At 59.3% G+C, this 17,771-nt stretch carries 17 protein-coding genes and 3 pseudogenes; 11 read left to right on the top strand and 9 right to left on the bottom strand.

What is annotated here, in order from left to right; all coding sequences use genetic code 11:
* Positions 1 to 291: 291 nt before the first annotated feature.
* Positions 292 to 528, top strand: coding sequence for a hypothetical protein (locus KFO72_RS05665; protein ID WP_225031609.1), 237 nt, complete (start codon positions 292 to 294; stop codon positions 526 to 528).
* Positions 529 to 552: 24 nt separating this feature from the next.
* Here KFO72_RS05665 and KFO72_RS05660 read toward each other — a convergent pair whose 3' ends face one another.
* Positions 553 to 1,344: a phytanoyl-CoA dioxygenase family protein gene (locus KFO72_RS05660; RefSeq protein ID WP_225031608.1), complete on the bottom strand. Its 792-nt coding sequence runs from the start codon at positions 1,342 to 1,344 to the stop codon at positions 553 to 555.
* A gap of 106 nt (positions 1,345 to 1,450) precedes the next feature.
* Between KFO72_RS05660 and KFO72_RS05655 the strand changes: the two genes are divergently transcribed.
* Both KFO72_RS05655 and KFO72_RS05650 read left to right on the top strand, forming a co-directional pair.
* Entirely contained in the window at positions 1,451 to 2,254 is an 804-nt protein-coding gene (locus tag KFO72_RS05655) for a hypothetical protein (RefSeq protein ID WP_225031607.1), read from the top strand.
* Between the two features lie 1,072 nt (positions 2,255 to 3,326).
* Positions 3,327 to 3,779: a hypothetical protein gene (locus KFO72_RS05650; RefSeq protein WP_225031606.1), complete on the top strand. Its 453-nt coding sequence runs from the start codon at positions 3,327 to 3,329 to the stop codon at positions 3,777 to 3,779.
* 193 nt (positions 3,780 to 3,972) lie between these two features.
* Here the strand turns inward: KFO72_RS05650 and KFO72_RS05645 are convergent.
* Positions 3,973 to 4,554: pseudogene (locus tag KFO72_RS05645) on the bottom strand (gamma-glutamylcyclotransferase).
* A gap of 215 nt (positions 4,555 to 4,769) precedes the next feature.
* Here KFO72_RS05645 and KFO72_RS05640 point away from each other — a divergent pair.
* Positions 4,770 to 4,964, top strand: a pseudogene (locus KFO72_RS05640) (NADP-dependent glyceraldehyde-3-phosphate dehydrogenase); the annotation flags it as partial.
* 22 nt (positions 4,965 to 4,986) lie between these two features.
* On the opposite strand, the gene KFO72_RS05635 reads toward KFO72_RS05640, so the two are convergent.
* From KFO72_RS05635 to KFO72_RS05620, 4 genes and pseudogenes are all read right to left on the bottom strand, one after another.
* Positions 4,987 to 5,793 (bottom strand): RMD1 family protein, encoded by an 807-nt coding sequence (locus tag KFO72_RS05635; protein WP_062916794.1) that lies wholly within the window; start codon positions 5,791 to 5,793, stop codon positions 4,987 to 4,989.
* A 243-nt stretch (positions 5,794 to 6,036) separates the two neighbouring features.
* Positions 6,037 to 6,156: pseudogene (locus KFO72_RS05630) on the bottom strand (DNA-binding protein); the annotation flags it as partial.
* 477 nt (positions 6,157 to 6,633) lie between these two features.
* Positions 6,634 to 7,341, bottom strand: coding sequence for an ATP-binding protein (locus KFO72_RS05625; RefSeq protein WP_225031605.1), 708 nt, complete (start codon positions 7,339 to 7,341; stop codon positions 6,634 to 6,636).
* A complete protein-coding gene (locus KFO72_RS05620; RefSeq protein WP_225031604.1) occupies positions 7,325 to 8,311 on the bottom strand; it encodes a histidine kinase dimerization/phospho-acceptor domain-containing protein in 987 nt (328 codons plus the stop codon). The genes KFO72_RS05625 and KFO72_RS05620 overlap by 17 nt, the downstream gene beginning before the upstream one ends.
* Before the next feature lie 645 nt (positions 8,312 to 8,956).
* On the opposite strand from KFO72_RS05620, the gene KFO72_RS05615 reads away from it, so the two are divergent.
* The 5 genes from KFO72_RS05615 to KFO72_RS05595 all read left to right on the top strand — a co-directional run bounded on the left by KFO72_RS05615 (position 8,957) and on the right by KFO72_RS05595 (position 13,519).
* Entirely contained in the window at positions 8,957 to 9,388 is a 432-nt protein-coding gene (locus KFO72_RS05615; protein WP_062916791.1) for a hypothetical protein, read from the top strand.
* A gap of 25 nt (positions 9,389 to 9,413) precedes the next feature.
* Positions 9,414 to 9,674 carry a DUF2933 domain-containing protein gene (locus KFO72_RS05610; RefSeq protein ID WP_082845455.1) on the top strand — a complete coding sequence of 87 codons (261 nt, stop codon included), beginning with the start codon at positions 9,414 to 9,416 and terminating at the stop codon, positions 9,672 to 9,674.
* Positions 9,658 to 10,314 (top strand): methyltransferase family protein, encoded by a 657-nt coding sequence (locus tag KFO72_RS05605; RefSeq protein ID WP_062917423.1) that lies wholly within the window; start codon positions 9,658 to 9,660, stop codon positions 10,312 to 10,314. The genes KFO72_RS05610 and KFO72_RS05605 overlap by 17 nt, the downstream gene beginning before the upstream one ends.
* 20 nt (positions 10,315 to 10,334) lie before the next feature.
* The gene (locus KFO72_RS05600) at positions 10,335 to 12,590 is read left to right on the top strand and encodes a copper-transporting P-type ATPase (protein WP_225031603.1); all 2,256 of its coding nucleotides are present in this window, start codon (positions 10,335 to 10,337) and stop codon (positions 12,588 to 12,590) included.
* 215 nt (positions 12,591 to 12,805) lie between these two features.
* The gene (locus KFO72_RS05595; protein ID WP_060607239.1) at positions 12,806 to 13,519 is read left to right on the top strand and encodes a phosphatase PAP2 family protein; all 714 of its coding nucleotides are present in this window, start codon (positions 12,806 to 12,808) and stop codon (positions 13,517 to 13,519) included.
* A gap of 49 nt (positions 13,520 to 13,568) precedes the next feature.
* On the opposite strand, the gene KFO72_RS05590 is transcribed toward KFO72_RS05595, so the two are convergent.
* The 3 genes from KFO72_RS05590 to KFO72_RS05580 form a co-directional block, all read right to left on the bottom strand.
* On the bottom strand, positions 13,569 to 13,919 hold the full coding sequence (locus tag KFO72_RS05590) for a DUF305 domain-containing protein (RefSeq protein ID WP_412101759.1): 351 nt from the start codon (positions 13,917 to 13,919) through the stop codon (positions 13,569 to 13,571).
* Positions 13,920 to 14,057: 138 nt separating this feature from the next.
* Positions 14,058 to 15,020: a cytochrome D1 domain-containing protein gene (locus KFO72_RS05585; RefSeq protein WP_225031601.1), complete on the bottom strand. Its 963-nt coding sequence runs from the start codon at positions 15,018 to 15,020 to the stop codon at positions 14,058 to 14,060.
* Between the two features lie 18 nt (positions 15,021 to 15,038).
* Positions 15,039 to 15,239 (bottom strand): heavy-metal-associated domain-containing protein, encoded by a 201-nt coding sequence (locus tag KFO72_RS05580; protein ID WP_225031600.1) that lies wholly within the window; start codon positions 15,237 to 15,239, stop codon positions 15,039 to 15,041.
* A gap of 246 nt (positions 15,240 to 15,485) precedes the next feature.
* Here KFO72_RS05580 and KFO72_RS05575 point away from each other — a divergent pair, with 246 nt between their 5' ends.
* Both KFO72_RS05575 and KFO72_RS05565 read left to right on the top strand, forming a co-directional pair.
* Positions 15,486 to 15,893, top strand: coding sequence for a hypothetical protein (locus tag KFO72_RS05575; RefSeq protein WP_225031599.1), 408 nt, complete (start codon positions 15,486 to 15,488; stop codon positions 15,891 to 15,893).
* A 371-nt stretch (positions 15,894 to 16,264) separates the two neighbouring features.
* Positions 16,265 to 17,770 carry a TolC family protein gene (locus KFO72_RS05565; RefSeq protein ID WP_224099722.1) on the top strand — a complete coding sequence of 502 codons (1,506 nt, stop codon included), beginning with the start codon at positions 16,265 to 16,267 and terminating at the stop codon, positions 17,768 to 17,770.
* Position 17,771 lies beyond the last annotated feature (1 nt).

Genomic DNA, 17,771 nt, shown 5'->3' with positions numbered 1-17,771 from the left:
GATCGTTAAGGCTGCGCAGCTATAACGTTTGATGCAAATGCGATCTGCGTGTCGCTGCCAGTCAACGATCAGAAAAGGGCCCGGACTAGCCGGTTCAACCGGCGCCAGCGTCGATGTCCATTTCGGAGGTCGCCCGTCATGCCGATCAATTTTCGCTCCACTGGGCGTGTTTCCGCGCTTGTTCGCACGCTCGCTCCCAGGCTTGTTCCTCCTACATTCGCCTTGCTTGTTGCGACGCCCGTCCACGCCGAGTCCACCTGTCCCGACTACGTGATACTGCCGTCGGGCAGCGTGTTCAACATCGCCCGGCTGATCGCGGATACGGGTTCTCCGGAGGCCGCGCTCAGGAAGGCCAGAGGCGCACTCAACGAGATCGCCGCAAACGGCGGTTGCCCGAAATCAGTGCGGCGCGCCGTGTGTGACGAAACGATGGCGGTGGCGAAGAAAGCCGTCGTCGCGCTTGAAGCGTGCGCGCATGGGCCCCAGGCTGACGGCGTGGAGAACGACGGGCGCACTGCAGCGAAGTAGGCAGGCTACACCGTAAGGAACCGCTCAATAGGCGAACTTGGTGTAGCTTTCACCCGCTGCGCCGGCATCGGCGTCGTCCACGCGCGGCATATAGCGCAGAAGCCGTTTGCCTGTGGCGCTGAGGCGCTGATACACGCTTTCCGGCACATCGATTTTCACTTCCGGCCGGAAGTACCAGCTGCGGCTATAGCCGATCACGACCATGGGGCGGGGCGCTTTCGTCAGATTCGGCGTTCCTCTATGCAGCGCGCGCACGTCCCGGATCATGACGTCGCCCAGTTCCATGGTGATCGTGTGCATCGGCGCCTGCCCGGTTCGATACGCTTCCTGCGCTTGCTTGTCGGGCATGCGATGCGTGCCCAGCGTGGTTTCGAATGGTCCGTTCTCGGGCGTCACGTCGCATAGCGGGAAATTGACGGCCAGCTGGAACGACGGCGTTTCCGGAAAGCCATCGAAGAGAGCGGGCGTGTCGCGGTGCACGTCCTGATAGTCGGAGCCAAGAAGCGGCGTGTCGGAAGCGAGCTGGCACATGACGGGCTCGTCGCCCGCCACACGCTCCACGATGCCCAGCACGTCGGGGTCGGCGAAAATCGCTTCATCGGCGAACTCGCCTGTAAAGGGCAGCGTAATGTAATGCCGGTTCGGTCCTCTGACGGCCGTCGCACTTTCCCGCAGGCGCTGTTCGAGCAGCACGTCGAAGGCCTTGCGCCACTTCAGCAAGGTATCTTTGGGGAAGTGACGGCGCAGCACGACCATCCCGTCGGCGTCGAACTGCCTGGCAAGCGAGTCGAGTTCGGTTGTCGTATAGCGGCTCATCGGCGTCTCCGGCATGGCGTTGATGGAAGTCTCCACTGTAATACGTGGCGCGGCGTCGGGCCTGTTTCATGCTCGCGGCTGTGCATCGATTCGTGGGGAGCGAAAAATGAGCAACGCACGCATGACTCAAGCCGCATTCGACTGCGACGTGGAAGCTCAGGTCAAACTGCTTACGCTGATTGTCGCGCTGCATCTGCTCGTCTATGCGGAAACACGATGGTGGCTGTCGCCGTCGCAGGCGGTCGGCGCGATGCGTCGCTGGCACATGCCCGATTCGAGCGCTGTCGATGTCACGCGCCGGGTCATGCTGTCGAGCAGGGCGCTGCCGCTTGCGATGCGTCTCGCCGAGTGCCACGCATGCCTCGTCGATCCGGCCGGAATGCAGGCTACCTTTACCGATCATATTCATATCGACCGGCGCGCGGAGCGGTACCTGCTTATCCGCGCGGCATGTCAGGCAGCGCTGTTGCGCCAGCCAGATGGAAGGGGATGTTTCATGCGGGGTGGGCGCGTGCTTCGCCGGAGGACGGGCGCGAAGCACGCGTTGTGCGCAGCGAATGTGCGCGGCGGGTCGTCGTCAGTCTTGCGGCAGTGGTTGCCCGTCCGCCTGCCAGTGCTCGGTGACGGCCTTGTCGGTGATGCGCACCTTCGCGAGAAGCGGCACATAGCCGCGCAGCTTGATCTCACCGACGGCGAGCTTTTCCGAGCGGTAGATCTCCGGGGTCACCTTGGTGCCGTCCTTGAATTCGACGGTGTATCCATCTATGGGCCCCCATCGGCCCTTCGGTACGGGTTCGACATAAACGTGCAACATCTGATTTTCTCCAGCGGTATGAAAAAGCACTGGGCGGGTCGCATCGGTTCGCCGATCGGTCGGCTGGTCGTCGTCGAGTCTCCACCTCTTGTATAAGAGAGTACCGAATCAGGAGATGGCCGCGAGCACGGAGTGTGGTGCGGCGAACGGATAAAAATCGACTTAAAATCAATAGTTTGCTGGTTTCATTTCATGTAGCGAAACGTATTTTCCTCATGTGCATCGCTTCCGCGTTGCCATGCAGCATGCGGTTTTGTGACACGGGCGATGATTTTGCATTGTGAGATTTCAGGTGACTTGGTGGCTCGCAAACGAAAAGTGGCCCAGAGAGGTCGTCTAACACGTTGATGTTGAATGGGTTGTAACAAATGCCCATAACTTGTGTCGCAAAAGAATCTGGCCCAGGCCCTTACAGCGGATTTACGCGATTCGCAAACGATATCTGTCCTAGGGTTTCGGCGAACGTTGCTGCTTAACTCAGACTCGGCAACGGGTCGAGAGGAGGGGTAGAGGAAAAACAGGTCACTCTTTCCATCTGAGAGCAGACGCGCCAGCCCCTTTGGCTCCAAACCGAGATGGTGGCATGCCCGGATGTGCAGACTGCCGAGGAGCTCACCCTTGTTTTCTGGTATTCAACCAGCCGCCTGTGCCTGAGGTCTTTGCAAGGCCCCAAGGAAGCGTGCCCGTCTCATGCGCCATACTGCGTGAGGGACGCGCTCGAAATGAGGTTCGTCAGTGTGAGCTGAGACCGAGCCCCGGATAATTAAGGGCGCCATTCAGCGATGAGCTAACGTGCCAGCCGGCCACTTCCGAGAACTCTACGCCTCCTGCGGTCGGTCCGGACAGTAGAGCCGCCCCGGCTTCAAGAGATGGCACAATGCGGCAGCTGCTGCTTCCCGACTTACCGGGCCAAAGCGAAGCCGATTGCCCAAGGAATGCGGCATGCGAACTCCATCGAAGGCCAGACTCTTTGAGCTCGGCCGGCCGAAGCATCAACACCTATGCTGTGTGCGTTGACGGCAATGCTATCTGGTCGCACGCGTGCGCCACCTAACAGACAATATTCTTTCGCATAGACGATTGTTACTGGCGGCATTCGACACACGCGTTTCCGGGTACGCATTCAGCCGTCGCTCCTGTCGCGACGAATGGCACACGTGTCGTTGGTATGAAGGAGAACAACATGCCACCAGATAGTCGAGACATACCGTGGCCGTGGTCGGCCATGCTATGGCCATCCCCATTCGCGGAAGCGCTTTTTGCCACACCGCAGCACCTTCAACAGTCGATACTGCCGTGGACATTTGCGGGTCTGGTAGTCAATCAGACGAATTCGAGCAATCCTGCGGCGGAGCGGGCAATTGTCAGCAAGGAGAGCTACGGCAAGCAGCTTGGCCGCATCTCCGACGCCCTCGACTCGCTCATAAGGCAGAGCAACGTAAAACGTGACGATGCTATCGACGCGTTCCTCGACATCAAGGCGCGAATTGACGACATCAAACATAGTACCGAGGCGACCCGGTTTGAAGCGGTGTTGGTGGACTTGCGGAAGCTCAGGCGCAAGAATAAAGACCTTTTCGACGAATGCCTGAGGCGTGTCGCCGCGTTGAACGCCGACTAAAGCCTGCGCGATGTACATCGCGCAGGCTGCCGGTCTCTGTGCTTTTGTATCAGATTCTCAGGCCGCTTGCTGCTCATCCTGTGGCTCTGGAAGTTCGATACTTCCGGGCATCGCCAGGTTCGATGCTCCAGTTCGCCGCCGTCTCGCCTTCGGTAACGGAGGCAATGCAGACGATATGGTTACCCTCGGGGAGTCATTCGTGGACGCCGCGAAGGTCGCATGCCGGCTTCAGCTGAAATTGTTTAGTCGCGTTTGAGAGGGCATCGATGTATGGGTCCTGCAGGCCATGCGCCTCAAGCGAAGCATGAAGCTTGTGTAGGTATTCGACGTTGGTGCCGAAATTGCCGGGGGCAGACGCGATAAACGGTGCAACGGTCGTCACCTAAGAATCGGGCTCGAACTGGTCGCGTGTGGTGTCGGCTACGAACGCCAATGCGTGTGTCCGTGCGCCATCCCTGAATGTCACCGGTGCCCATTTCGGCAGGTATGACCCGAGCACCATCTCGCGAATCCATACGAGCAGGAGCTCTTCGTTGACGGTGTCTTCTGGGAGTTTCGATGCGACACCATCCGTATGACCACCGGCTTCCAATGCAAGCATGCGCCCAGGTTTATCCGGACTGCCGCGGCCGACAACCATGCGAAGACAGAAGCTCCGCTGCCAGTCGTGCAGCGTTGCAGCCTGTTTGCTAGCCATTTTCACCGTCGGATTCCATATCAGTGACCCGTAAGCGAAAATCCAGACGTCAGTTGCCTCCGCCGGTTGGTCACGCATCGTCTCCGCGAGGTATGCTTCGATGCGTTCTCGCGACCACAAATCTGGCAGGGACTCAAAGTTCTCCAGGTATGCGCCCGAATGAATAGCTTGGCGTGTCAACATGTCGTGCCTTGTCGTGATGGGAATGCCCCCAAACGTGGGCAAAGTATGACGGAGCTCCTTTGGTGGAGAAATAGCGTGTTGAGAGACGCACCTACGACTCAGCGGCGACAATCGGGACACCGCTGGAGTACGTCATCTCGTCGGACCACGGGCAGGTCAGCACCTTCGGCACTGTCCCTGCTCAGATGGGTGCGTTGGTCGACCCGCTCGTCAATCAAGTATGCCGTGTTAATCTCAGTTGCGAATGCCAGCGAAGTCCGGGCGTTTTCGTATTTGCCGGGCGCAAGGATTCTGCGGGCAGCACGACGGACGGCCAGGCGAAAGGACTCAGAAAAGAAACTTATGCGTCAGGTCCGCCAAACCAATCACGATTTCAAGCGCAATAAGGCCTATGACATACCATTCGAGGCGGTGAACGTGTTTGGTTTCCGCAATTTCGGCCAGGGTTTGCGCAGTTCCCGAAATTAGCTGCAGCTTGCGTTCAAGCGCGGCTTGTCGCTCGTGAAGTTCGTATTCGTCCTCCAATAGTGCATAAAGGCCGCCGAGCTCCGGGTGTTCCCAAAGGGTCTCCGGCTTGTCGCCGATTTCAGCCCGGCCGACCATGCGGTGTTCGATTAGGAGCATCCCGCCAATTTTTGAGAGCAGCGTTTTGGCGTCCGCGCTCACTTTTCCTGTTTTCGCCAGTTCCGATGCCAACGGAATGATGCTATCGAACTCGCTCGCGGTCTTGTCTTCATACATCGACAGCACAAGGCTTTTGCTGAGGCTGTCCGCTATCACCTGAGCCTTTTCCAACGTCAGCGCATCGAGCCAGACCGCACCGCCTTGCACCCCAACGTTCGTCTTGCCGCTCTGGATGGCGATTTCTTCGAGTTGAGGTCGTCCGTAAGCGTTGTACAGCAACTGAGCTAACGAGGAGAGAAACCGTTGCTCATCACCGAACGACACACCAAAAAGCACGACGACGCCGTACCTGAAAAGAATGGCGATGCCGTCAGCGCCGCCTACCGTGACCGTCAGCGGTGTGGTGGCGAGTGAATCGGTGATTTTGAAGTTTTTGAGGTCAATCCGGTCGGCGATGAGATGCGCACGGGCGTGTACCTGCGGAAGCGAACTGATGGCGAGATTCGACATTGGGTCACTTCAATTCGTTGACGTCATCGAAAGCAAAGTATAGGCGTGAACCCAATGCTGCGGTATGCGTTTGACCCACCGCAGTCTTGGACGCCGGAAAATTCAGCCAACAATTGGGAACACGCAGGCGTTGGGTTGCCATTGGGGCACAGTTGCCGTAGCGAGTTCGGACCGCGTTACGTCGGAGATGTCATTAAAAAAGCCTGCTCGAAAAGCGGGCCTTCTAACAAGCGGCGGGGGTGCTTATGCCGCTGCGTCCTTCAGCTTCTTCAGCGCGCGCACCTTCAACCATACCGTCGCCGGCTTGACATCAAACCAGCGCTCTTCGCCCGTGAACGGGTCCTTGCCGAAGCGCTTCTTCCGAGTTCACCCACATGTCAGCCGCTTTCCGGCCTTCTTCATGGAGTTCCTCGAGAAACTCCTTCACGATTACCGCCTTGGACGCATAGCACCGCAGCATCCTCGTAATTGACGCGTTCTAACAGGACAAGTACCGCAACGCTATGCATCAGGCTGTCGTGGAGTTGTTCCGCAGGTATCCACATCAAGGCGGCGAAGCCGCTGCAGCATATTCTGCTGCGCTCGAATTAACTCGATGCCGCGACGGATACGCGCATAGCAAAGTCCAATAGTCCGCGGAGGTTCTTCGCTCAAAGTGGAAGACGACCACGTGCCAAGGCCGTTTTCACGTTCCAGGTTTCGCGTCGGCGCGTGCGGAGTTTCGGGTGGCCACTCGTGTTTTTCCGGTGAGCCGTCAGCCAGCTCTTCGAGCAATCCCAGCAACGGGCCCCGAGCCTGTCTTCGATTACCCAGATACTCCGACACAGGATTTGTACGTTTTTACCCGGCGCCCCGCGTCCCGGCGTATCCCGTCAGGGCCACGAGGCGTGTTGACGCGCATTGCGGCATCTGTCTGAGCCGTCGGACAAGCTCATGGCCGTCCATTTCGGGCATGTTAATGTCAGTCAGCGCCAAATCCGGCGTGAACGAGTCAACAATGGAAAGCGCTTCGGGGCCGTTTCGCGCACGTTCGACCTCGTGACCGTCCAGTGACAGGAGCATTGCCAGTGCCTCCGTCGCATCCGCGTTGTCATCAACGAGCAGGATACGGGCAGGCTGTATTCCGTGGGTCGTCGGCGCGGCGTGTTCAATGTCGCTTCTATGGACAATAGGTAACCGCAAGACAACTTCGGTCCCTTTGCCCTCGCCGTCATTTGTGATAGACACCTGCCCCTGGTGGGCATCGTCAAGATATTTCACGACAGACAGCCCCAGCCCGAGGCCGCCTTCTGCCACCGTCCGAGCGGAGGGGGACTGCGCATACAGGTCGAAGACGCGTGGCAACTCGTCGGGGGCAATGCCCACGAGGTTGTCACGGAAGGTGACGACTAGCTCGCGCGGCGTCGAATGGTGTTCAGGTATCGTCCCCGACTCGGGCGCGTCCACGTTCACGGTAATTACACCGCCATGTGGCGTGTACTTGACCGCGTTCCCCAGAAGATTCGAGATGACCTGCGTCAGTCGGGGCGCATCAGCAAAGACCGTCACGGGATACGGAGGCAGTGTTGCGCGAAGCTGGTGCTGGCGTCGCTCGACCTCGTCGCTCACAGCGGCCATAGCGTCCTTCATGATGTCGCCCAGCAATGCGGCCAGGCCGCACTGACAGCTTGCCGTGACGCACCCGTGAAGCGTCGAGCAGGTCACTGACGATACGTTTGAGCTGCTGCACCTGCCGGTTGGCGACGGCCAGTGCTGACAAAACGGCGGGACGGCCGGCCGCCAACTTTTGCGCGGCTGCCAGCGCGCTATCAATAGGAGCAAGCGGACCGCGCAGTTCATGACCCAGCGTGGCGATGAAATCATCTTTGGCGCATGCGACCTTGGACAACGCATTTCGTGCCGTCTCGGCCTCTACGGCGCGCGCTTCGGCGTCGGCCTTGGCTTTTGCGATGGTCAGCGCGGCGCAGGTGAAATCCGCCAGGCTCTTGAGAATGCGGCGATGCTCGCTGTCGAAGTGCGGGTCGTCGTCATGGGACATCACCCAGAGCGCCCCCCAAGGCTCCGGCGTGCCCGGGACCGGCACCACTAGTTCTTCAGTGACTTCGGGAACGATGCTGGCCAGACAGGCAAAATGCCGTTTCGGGAAAGCAAAGAGCTGCGGAGCGCCGACTGCTACCGCGACGCCTCCGGGGCTGTCGCCGGATGGGATGATGTGACCGACCTGGTTGGCGCAATGACCCGAGACCGCAACCCAGCGGTACGCGGACGCCCGGCCGGCGCCTGCTTCGCGCAGGCTGATGCCGGCACTGCCGGCATCGCACAGCGTCAGGGCCGTATCAACCAGCGTCTGAAGCATGGCTGAGTGCGACGCAGTCAACGCTTTCGCCAGCGCATGCAGCGCCTCGTTTTCAGCAGCGTAGTCCGGGGACCGACCCAAGCGTGCATCGAGCTCTTGAGTCACCAGGGTGCCCGTGCGCAGGACGCGGCTGACCGTGGGCGACGCGAGCGGCCTGGGCATGGTTGAGTTCTTCCAGAAAAGTTACCACGGCAAAAGGGCGGCGACTGATGTAATTGTGGACCCCGAATACCAAGTCGCCCGGAACTTCGTCTAGATACATACATCAAGCCGCCCGGTTCGCCTACGCGTCAAACGGTAGCCGACTGACAGGACAGTGGCCAATGTTCTCCAGTCGTAAACATCGGCCAGTCTGCCAATGCCTCGCATTCAGGTTCGCCGTGAGCGATGTGGCGGATATCCCGCCCCTTGACGACGAAGACGACGAACTCGCCGATGTTTTTCCCTTCGTCTCCCATTCAGGACCGTGAAAAGCCGTCCGAACCAAGCGTCGGGCGCCATCGGAGATTCTGGCTGCCTGGCATAGGGAGACTCCTACGATTCGACAGATTCACGTGCCAACTCTCGCGCCCACGGCGCACGTTTGTGTCATTTCGTCTTGCGGCGGCTTCCGCTTCGGTGGCTTGACATACATCAAGTCCTGCAAGGGCGCCACGCTTGGTGGTGCTCCGTGCCGAGGCCTGTTGCGAGGCCGTCTGAGCGGAAAGGTTCGGTTGAGCTAAATCAACTAGCGCACCCTGCGCGGCGATACATTCAAGGTAGCAGGCACAGAGGCGGCTGCCTGTAACCGTGTTCACGGAGGCACGAATGACTTTTCCAGAACGGCTCGCACTAATTGCTGCGTCGCTTCTCGTACTGCACGCTGGAGCTGCGACTGGCGCTCAACCGGCGTCTGATGCCGTCGCCCACAAAGCGCATCACCCGGCGACAGCAAGTGCGCCGTCGGCAAAGAGCAAAAAACTCGCAGGCGTTGACCAGCAGATGAAGCAGATGCAGGCAATGCACGAAAAGATGATGGCCGCGACTACGCCCGAAGAGCGCGCCGCGCTGATGGATGAGCAGATGAAGTCCATGCAGAACGGCATGCACATGATGGACATGATGAAGCAGGATTCAAGCGGGATGCCGATGTCAGGCCAGAAGCACGAGATGATGGAAATGCGCCTCGACATGATGCAAATGATGATGCAGGCGATGATGGACCGGCAGTCTGCGCAGACTCCGCCTACAGGCAAGTAGGTTCGATATCTAACCGGAGGTGACCATGGACGAGACCACGCACGGCTCGCGCCCCTTCTGGAAGTCACGGTCGGCGATTGCGCTGCTGGTGTTCGCGACTATTGCGTTGTTCCTGCTCTTTTCTGAGCACAGAGCGCATTTCCTTGGCGTGCTGCCGTACCTTTTGCTGCTTTCGTGCCCCCTGATGCATCTTTTCATGCATCACGGACATGGTCATGGCCATCGCAGTCCAGCGAATGAAGAAGGTTCATCGGAACACGGAGGCGACCATGAGCAGCATCGGTAACGGCTACGGACTCTGGAGTCTGGTCGTCATCAACTCGCTGGTTTTCATTATCTTCGCCTTCAGCTTCTTCAAGCCGGCGACCGGGCGCGACTGGCGCACATTCGGCGGATTTTCGGCCTTCGTCGTCGCGCTCTTCGCGGAGATGTACGGATTCCCGCTCACCATCTACCTTTTATCGGGCTGGTTACAGACACGGTTTCCACAAACCAATCTGTTCACACACGACTCCGGACACATCTGGTGGACGATGACGGGCCGACACGGCGACCCACATTTCGCGCTTCCGCACATTCTCAGCATTGTCTTTATTTTCGGCGGATTCTATCTGCTGTCGACCGCGTGGCACGTTCTGTACGAGGCACAACGCGTCGGACAGCTCGCGACAACGGGCGCGTACGCAAAAATCCGGCACCCGCAGTACGTTGCATTTGTCGTCATCATGTTTGGCTTCCTGCTGCAATGGCCGACGCTTGTCACACTGGTGATGTTTCCGGTACTCGTATTGATGTACTTCAGGCTCGCAATCCAGGAAGAGCGCGAGTCGGAAGCGCGCTTCGGGGACGCCTGGCGAGAGTACGCATCACACACGCCGCGCTTTATTCCGCGACTGTACGGGGACGATACGGTCAAGGTTCATTAAGCTGAGTCGGGACGCACACGATGGCTTCATCGCATACGCATGTTCACGGGGACTCGCAACGGGCGAGCGGGGGCGTCGCCCGCACACTCGGCGCCATGGACGAGGGGAACATCCCTGCGCCGGATACCGGCGTTGTCTACACGTGCCCGATGCATCCGCAAATTCGCGCGTCTGCCCCTGGCTCTTGCCCCATCTGCGGTATGGCGCTTGAGCCGGTGCTTCCGGCCGGGACGCAGGAGCGAAATATCGAACTGGAGTCGATGAGCCGACGCTTCTGGGTTGGGCTTGTTCTGTCGATTCCGCTGTTGATGATGACGATGGGCAAGATGATTCTGCCGTTCGACATTGATTCGGCAATTGACGGGCTGTTTTCCGGCACCCCCCACTGGATGAGGGCATCGTGGTCTCAATGCATCCAGGCGTTGCTGGCCACGCCTGTCGTGTTGTGGGGCGGCTGGCCTTTCCTCGAGCGCGGATGGAAGTCGTTCGCGACCCGGCAGCTGAACATGTTCAGCCTCATTGGGCTGGGCGTGGCGGCTGCCTACGTGTTCAGTGTGTTCGCACTGTTTTTCCCTGATGCCTTACCTCAGGCATTCCGCCACGGACAGGAACTGCCCCTGTATTTCGAGGCTGCTGCCGTCATCGTGACCCTCGTTCTGCTTGGGCAGGTGCTCGAACTTCGCGCGCGCTCACGCACATCAAGCGCAATTCGTGACTTGCTGAAACTCGCCCCGCACACGGCGGTTCGCATCGGGCCAGATGGAGCGGAGGAGACTGTCCCTCTTGAGGCTGTCATCGTCGGCGACATCTTGCGCGTCAAACCCGGTTCAAAGATTCCCGTAGACGGTGAAGTGACAGAAGGTCGCTCAAGCGTCGACGAATCGATGATTACGGGCGAATCCATCCCTTCGGAAAAGATTGCAGGGAGCAAGGTGACGGGCGCAACGGTCAACCAGACTGGAACGTTCCTGATGCGCGCGGAGAAGGTCGGCTCGGACACCCTTCTCGCGCGCATCGTGCAAATGGTCGCGGACGCAGGTCGTTCGCGTGCACCTATCCAGAAGCTCGCCGACCAGGTATCCGGCTGGTTTGTGCTGGCGGTCATTGGCATCGCGGTCGCTGCGTTCCTAGTCTGGGCTGTTGCAGGACCTACTCCTGCGCTCGCAAATGCGCTGGTCGTCGCCATCAGTGTGCTCATCATTGCCTGCCCCTGCGCGCTCGGACTTGCCACGCCCGTGTCCATCATCGTCGGCGTAGGTCGCGGTGCGCAGGAGGGCGTGCTCATCAAGGATGCGGAAGCACTCGAACTGATGGAGAAGGTTGACACTGTCGTCGTCGACAAGACAGGCACGCTGACGGAGGGCAAACCGCGCGTTCAGAAGGTGGTGGCGGTCAAACCCGCACAGGAATCGCAGATTCTCGGCTACGCCGCCAGCCTGGAAGGCGCAAGCGAGCACCCGCTCGCGCAGGCAATCACGACATTCGCGAAAGAAGCGGGAGCCGCGACCTCACGCGTTGACAGCTTTGACTCCGTGCCGGGCAAAGGTGTAACAGGAGAAATCGGTGGGCACGCGGCGTCCTTGGGTAACGCCCGGTTGATGGCGGACTTGGGCGTTGATTGTGGCTCGGTGGAGCGCGACACTGACCGCCTGCGCGAGGCCGGGCAAACCGTCATGTATCTCGCGATTGACGGCTCGCTGGCAGGCTATATCGGTGTAGCCGACCCAGTAAAAGGCACGACACCGGAGGCAGTGCGGCAGTTGAAGGCATCTGGTGTGCGGATTGTGATGCTGACGGGTGACAATGAAGTCACTGCTCGCGCGGTCGCCGCGTCCCTTGCCCTCGATGACGTCAAGGCAGGTGTTTTGCCAGAAGACAAATACAGGCATGTCCAGGAACTGCAGAAGTCGGGGAGCATCGTGGCCATGGCGGGCGACGGCGTGAACGACGCCCCCGCGCTCGCTCAGGCAAACGTGGGCATTGCGATGGGGACGGGCACGGACGTCGCAATGAACAGCGCACGGGTGGTGCTCGTGAAAGGCGACCTCCGGGGCATCGCGCGGGCTCGTTCGCTTAGCATGGCGACGATGAAGAACATCCGCCAGAACCTGTTCTTCGCGTTCGCCTATAACGCCATCGGCATCCCCATTGCCGCAGGGGTCCTCTACCCGTGGCTCGGCATTCTCCTTAGCCCGATTATCGCGAGTGCGGCGATGGCGCTGAGTTCAGTGTCTGTCATCGGGAACGCGCTGCGTCTGCGCAGGGTTCGGACGTGAATCGTTATCCAGGCCGGTGCGTGGACGTGGAAGCCAGGTGCTAGCAGCGCGACTGGCTATCTAATTCTTTACCAATTTGTAGGTTATCGATGGAGTTGCTGAGCAGCCTATCCGGCAAGTTGTTGCGACGGTGTTCGCACATAGAGCCCGAAGCAGAGGACAGCGACCGACCGGGGTGGCGACTTGTACTTCGCCGTACCGGCTTCGCGAGGTTGATGGTGGCCGTCGTTCTGGTACTTGGCGGTATCTGGCTGTTTCTGGGCATCCTGGAAGACATCCTTAGCAAGGACCCCCTGGTCACCGTCGACGGGGTGCTTCATGACGGACTGCAGAGACTTCGCTTTCCCTTTGTCGACCACATAGTGGTGGCGGTCTCGGAGCTTGGCGATGCCGCCGTAACGCTACCCGTGTCTGTGGCCGTGCTTCTCGTGCTGGTATATCGGCGCGAATGGCGCACCGCAGGCTATTGGATTGCGGCTGTGGTGACGGCGGAGGCATTCGTCAAGATGCTCAAATTCGCCGTTCAGAGGCTACGGCCGGTATCAATCTACGATGGCATTGAGAGGTTTTCGTTCCCCAGCAGCCACGCCACATTGAGTATCGTCGTTTATGGCTTCCTCGCTTATCTCGTGTGCCGAGGTCATCAAAGAGATACGCAACTTAGGATTGCCGTGGCAAGCGGCTCGCTAATAGCGCTGATATCTTTTTCCCGCATATACCTTGGTGTCCATTGGTTTTCGGACGTCCTGGCTGGCCTCAGTCTCGGTATCGCCTGGATTGCGTTTCTGTCTGTTGCCCATCATCTCCGTGACCGCGACAGGCAAGGGTCCTCTGTATTGTGGGTCGTCGCGCTTTCCACTTTTCTAGCGAACGCCGTGATGCATATTTCCTTGCGTCACAGCTTAGATTTCATCCGCTTTGCCATGTAGCAAAGGGATATCGCCATTCGAGTGCGCCGCTCACCTCTGGACACGTTGCTTACTTGCTGCCGTGTTTGGCCTGCCATCGCTGCATCAGGGCGATTTCTTCTTTCTGGGCCTTGACGATACTTCGTGCCAGCGTTTTCATCTCAGGGTCCTTACCGTACTTGAGTTCAACCTCAGCCATGTCGATAGCGCCTTGATGGTGGGGAATCATATGCGCGACGAAGTCCTTGTCGGCATCACCGGTATAAGCCGGTGCCTGCATCTGCTGCATCATTTTCTGGTCTGCAGCCTTGAATGCCGGCGTTGAGCCGGATGAGTCAGCGTCAGAAGAACTGCTCATGGCCATGCCTGGCATGGACGCTCCTTGCTGGGCACTTGCGGGGCCAGCCGTGAGACCGAGCATCAATGCGGCACAAAAGGCTAGTGACCTGATTGAAATTCGCGCTTGCATGTTCACCTCCTTGTTTTCAATGTTGTTGCCACGACAGCGCTTGACCCAGTTCGCTGTGAATGTCCATCGCGACCTCCCAGATTTGTGCTCCTATAACAATGGCGCGCGATTGTAGAAGTAGATACCGTGGGGTGACTTCCCGATCTTGACGGTGTTGACGAGTTTCAGCGTCTTCATGTCAATGACGCCCACGTAGCGGGTAAAGCGGAACGTGACCCACAGATACCGCCGGTCTGGGGTCAGTTCCATGTCGTCTGGTCCTGGCAGCAATCCAGTGATGGTTCCGACGTTCATCAAGGTGTTCTGGTCAAGGATGCTGATGGTGTTACCGACGCGGTTTGTCACGAGCACATGTTGGCCATCGGCAAGAGACCGGAAGTTGTGCGCCCCTTTGTCCGTGTGAATGGTTTTTACGACTTTGCGTACACGCCAGTCGACAACGGCAACATAGTCAGCACCCGTCATGCCCACCAGGAGATATTTGTCGCCGGAAGTGAGCCAGAGCCCGGCTGGAGCCCTTCCGACCGGCATCTTCCACAGTACGGATTGGGTCGCCAGGTCAATCGCCGCGACTTCACCAGATTCCTGCAGCGTCACGAAGACGATTTTGCTGTCGGAGGTGAAAGTCATGTGGCTCGGCATCGCCGAAAGTGGCACCCGTTTGGCGAGGGAAAAGTCCTTGCCGTCGTAGTGATAGATGTCCACGCGGTCGAGCCGCAACCCATTGGTAACAAACCATTTGCGGTCGTTTGAAAAGCCGAGCTGGTACGGGTCTTCAATATCGGACAGCCATCGCTGGACCTTACCGCTTCTTGGGTCCAGGAAGACGAGGTTGTTGCCGACCGAGTTAGCCACTATCAGGGACTGGTTGTCAGGCGTCGCCATCAGATGATGGGGTTCCTTCCCAACGGGAACCGTGTCGACTACTTTCTGGCTTACCTCATCGATAAGGCTAGCGCTCGCGTCGCCGGAATTCAGAACAATGACGTTTTCCGCCCGCGCGGGTGCCTGAACCGTCAACACGAAAACCAGCGCTGCTAATACAGTCCGCATGCCACCATCTCCCCGCGCTTAAGACGTGGTTGCCGTCGGATGGAAACCGGCCGCCTCAATTGCAGAGGCAATCTGCACCTGCGTCAGCGCTGACCCGACCTTCACCGTTTTTGCTGCGACATCAATTTCGACTTTGGCAGCCGAGTCCAGGTTTGTTATCGCCCTGCTTACGGCGCTCGCACATCCGCCGCATGACATATCGGGCACGTTGAATTCCATTTTTCCGGCTCCTTGTAACTGGCAACCTGTACAGAATGCACCTTCCCATGGTGGGAAGGTCAATGGGGGGACGAAATCGCCGGTCCGACATGGCAACGCCGTGGATGCCTTCGCGAACACGTGGATTCATCTGACCCGCCAACCTCACGCGGGAGTGAAACTACCCCAACTCAGCCTTTTTGCCGTTACACACTGACACGTTGGCGCGCTTACAGTGGCCTTGACCCCGTGCTAGACTTTGCACCCATGTCCTATTGGCGCAAACTCTTCCTCGTCGTGCTGCTTGCACTGAGCCTTCCGGTTCAGTCGTTTGCGGCCGTCTCGATGGTCTGCGCTCCTTCGGAAGGGGCCGGTGACGAATCTGCTACTCGCCATCTCGGCCAATCTGGGCCGATGGACGAACATGAGGTCGTGGCGGACGTTGATGACCACGACGGCCACGACCATAACGGCCACGACCATGACGGCGGCCACCACGCTCACGCGTGCCTCACCTGCGCATCCTGCTGTGTCGGTGCAGCGTTACCGGCCGTCTCTGCGGTTTCCGCTTCGACTGACCTGACTCATTTCTCTGTCTCAATGCCTGCAGACGCCGGCGTCGCGTTGTTCCTGACCGGCGGCATTGAACGTCCTCCTCGGTCCATTCTCGTCTAATCCACGCAGTCGCGGCCATTGGCTGCGACCGGAAGGTCTTTCTGGAGCCCGTCATGGTCTCCGGATGGTTCACGACGAGAAAAATTCATGCGAACAATATCTGCGGCGCTTATCGGCGCGGGCGCAGTGTTGCCGTTGCTCGCGCACGCTGCTTTGCCCGACCCGACAGATGCCGGGGCATCGGTTCCGGCTGTCACCGTGCAGTCAGCGTTTGACGGCTACAAATCCTGGCAGGACGGGGAAACACCCGGCTGGCAACAGTTGAATCGCGCTGTCGCGCCCGGTCAACGGAAGACTGGAACGAAGCACGGTCAACAAGCCGAATCGCCACAAGAGGGGAAGGGCGGGCACGAGCACGGAGGCGAGTCGAAATGATTCGTTACCTTGCTCCTAACCGCTTGGCATGCATCGCTATCGCGACAACACTCCTCGCCGGCTGCACGACGTTCTCCAAGGACGGGGGATTCAACGCCGTATCGACTACCGCGTCTGAGCGGCTTGGCAAGGATGCGGTCTACGTCAAAACCGACGAAGACCGTGAAGCCGTTTTCAAGCGCACTCAGGAACTGCTGTCGAAGCCGCTCGGTATGGACGATGCCGTTCAGGTCGCGCTGCTGAACAACCGGGGACTCCAGGCATCGTACGCCGAACTCGGCATCTCCGAGGCCGACCTCGTGCAGGCGGGTCGTCTGCCCAATCCCGGATTTACGTTCAGTCGGACGCACTGGAGCGATGGCATCAGCATCAGCCGGACCTTCTCGATGGGCGTATTGGGGGTGCTCACTCTGCCGGTGGCGACCCGCATCGAGAGTCGGCGGTTTGAACAGACGAAGCTCGAGACTGCCAACGCGATGCTCATCGTCGCCGCTGACGCCCGAAAGGCCTACGTCAACGCGGTAGCTGCAGAGCAGTCCGCCCTTTACGCCGCCCAGGTCAAGGACTCGGCCGAAGCTGGGGCAGAACTCGCGTTGCGCATGCGTCAGGCCGGCAGTTTCAGCAAGCTCGACTATGCGCGCGAGCAGGCTTTTTACGCTGAGTCGGTCGCGCAACTGGCCAAGGCCCGACAGCAATCGGTCGTAGCCCGGGAGAAGCTCACACGCACGATGGGCTTGTGGGGCGCAGGAACCCAGTACAAGCTGCCGGACCGTCTGCCTGACGTGCCGAAGGACAGGCCTCAACTGAATGACGTCGAGAGCTTTGCGATGCAAAACCGCCTCGATATTCAGGCGGCGAAGCTGAGAACACAAGGCGTTGCAACTTCGCTGGGTCTGAGCAAGGCAACCCGGTTCATCAATGCGCTGGACGTTGGCTATCTCGACAACTTCGAGACCGACAAGGGGCACGAACACGGCTACGAAATCAGCGTCGACATTCCCATCTTCGATTGGGGCAGCGCGAAAGTCGCGCGGGCCGAAGCCATCTACATGCAGTCGGCGAACCGGCTTGCCCAGACGGCGATTGATGCACGTTCCGAGGTTCGTGAGTCGTACTCCGCGTACCTAACGAGCTACGACGTTGCCAGGCACTATCGCGATGAAGTCGTGCCTGTGCGCAAGACCATCTCGGACGAAATGCTGCTGCGCTACAACGGCATGCTGACAAGCGTATTCGAACTGCTCGCCGATTCGCGCGACCAGGTCGCGGCCGTTAACGGATACATCGACGCGCTGAAAGACTACTGGCTTGCGGAGACGGACCTTCAACAGTCGCTGGGTGGCCGGCTTCCGCCGCTTGCCATGGCGCAGACGCCCGACTTACCGCGCGGCGCTGAAGCGCCAGCTCCTGCCGCACAAGCAGCACCGGCTCCGATGCAGGACTCGCCGTTGCCCGCTCCTGCGACGCAGCCCGCGTCGCCGATGAATTCAGAAGGTAAATGAA

Origin of the sequence: Paraburkholderia sp. XV, assembly GCF_020177535.1 — a bacterium.
GTDB lineage: Bacteria > Pseudomonadota > Gammaproteobacteria > Burkholderiales > Burkholderiaceae > Paraburkholderia > Paraburkholderia caribensis.
Note: the sequence above shows the minus strand (reverse complement) of the source record. Positions and strands in the feature narration are given on the sequence as shown.

What these genes read in the sequence shown, in the direction of transcription:
- KFO72_RS05655 (WP_225031607.1), top strand. Translation starts at nt 1,451, where the DNA reads ATGAGCAACGCACGCATGACTCAAGCCGCATTCGACTGCGACGTGGAA.
- KFO72_RS05610 (WP_082845455.1), top strand. Translation starts at nt 9,414, where the DNA reads ATGGACGAGACCACGCACGGCTCGCGCCCCTTCTGGAAGTCACGGTCG.
- KFO72_RS05635 (WP_062916794.1), bottom strand. Translation starts at nt 5,793, where the DNA reads ATGTCGAATCTCGCCATCAGTTCGCTTCCGCAGGTACACGCCCGTGCG.
- KFO72_RS05595 (WP_060607239.1), top strand. Translation starts at nt 12,806, where the DNA reads ATGGTGGCCGTCGTTCTGGTACTTGGCGGTATCTGGCTGTTTCTGGGC.
- KFO72_RS05660 (WP_225031608.1), bottom strand. Translation starts at nt 1,344, where the DNA reads ATGAGCCGCTATACGACAACCGAACTCGACTCGCTTGCCAGGCAGTTC.
- KFO72_RS05580 (WP_225031600.1), bottom strand. Translation starts at nt 15,239, where the DNA reads ATGGAATTCAACGTGCCCGATATGTCATGCGGCGGATGTGCGAGCGCC.
- KFO72_RS05575 (WP_225031599.1), top strand. Translation starts at nt 15,486, where the DNA reads ATGTCCTATTGGCGCAAACTCTTCCTCGTCGTGCTGCTTGCACTGAGC.
- KFO72_RS05605 (WP_062917423.1), top strand. Translation starts at nt 9,658, where the DNA reads ATGAGCAGCATCGGTAACGGCTACGGACTCTGGAGTCTGGTCGTCATC.
- KFO72_RS05600 (WP_225031603.1), top strand. Translation starts at nt 10,335, where the DNA reads ATGGCTTCATCGCATACGCATGTTCACGGGGACTCGCAACGGGCGAGC.
- KFO72_RS05620 (WP_225031604.1), bottom strand. Translation starts at nt 8,311, where the DNA reads ATGCCCAGGCCGCTCGCGTCGCCCACGGTCAGCCGCGTCCTGCGCACG.
- KFO72_RS05615 (WP_062916791.1), top strand. Translation starts at nt 8,957, where the DNA reads ATGACTTTTCCAGAACGGCTCGCACTAATTGCTGCGTCGCTTCTCGTA.
- KFO72_RS05650 (WP_225031606.1), top strand. Translation starts at nt 3,327, where the DNA reads ATGAAGGAGAACAACATGCCACCAGATAGTCGAGACATACCGTGGCCG.
- KFO72_RS05585 (WP_225031601.1), bottom strand. Translation starts at nt 15,020, where the DNA reads ATGCGGACTGTATTAGCAGCGCTGGTTTTCGTGTTGACGGTTCAGGCA.
- KFO72_RS05565 (WP_224099722.1), top strand. Translation starts at nt 16,265, where the DNA reads ATGATTCGTTACCTTGCTCCTAACCGCTTGGCATGCATCGCTATCGCG.
- KFO72_RS05590 (WP_412101759.1), bottom strand. Translation starts at nt 13,919, where the DNA reads ATGCTCGGTCTCACGGCTGGCCCCGCAAGTGCCCAGCAAGGAGCGTCC.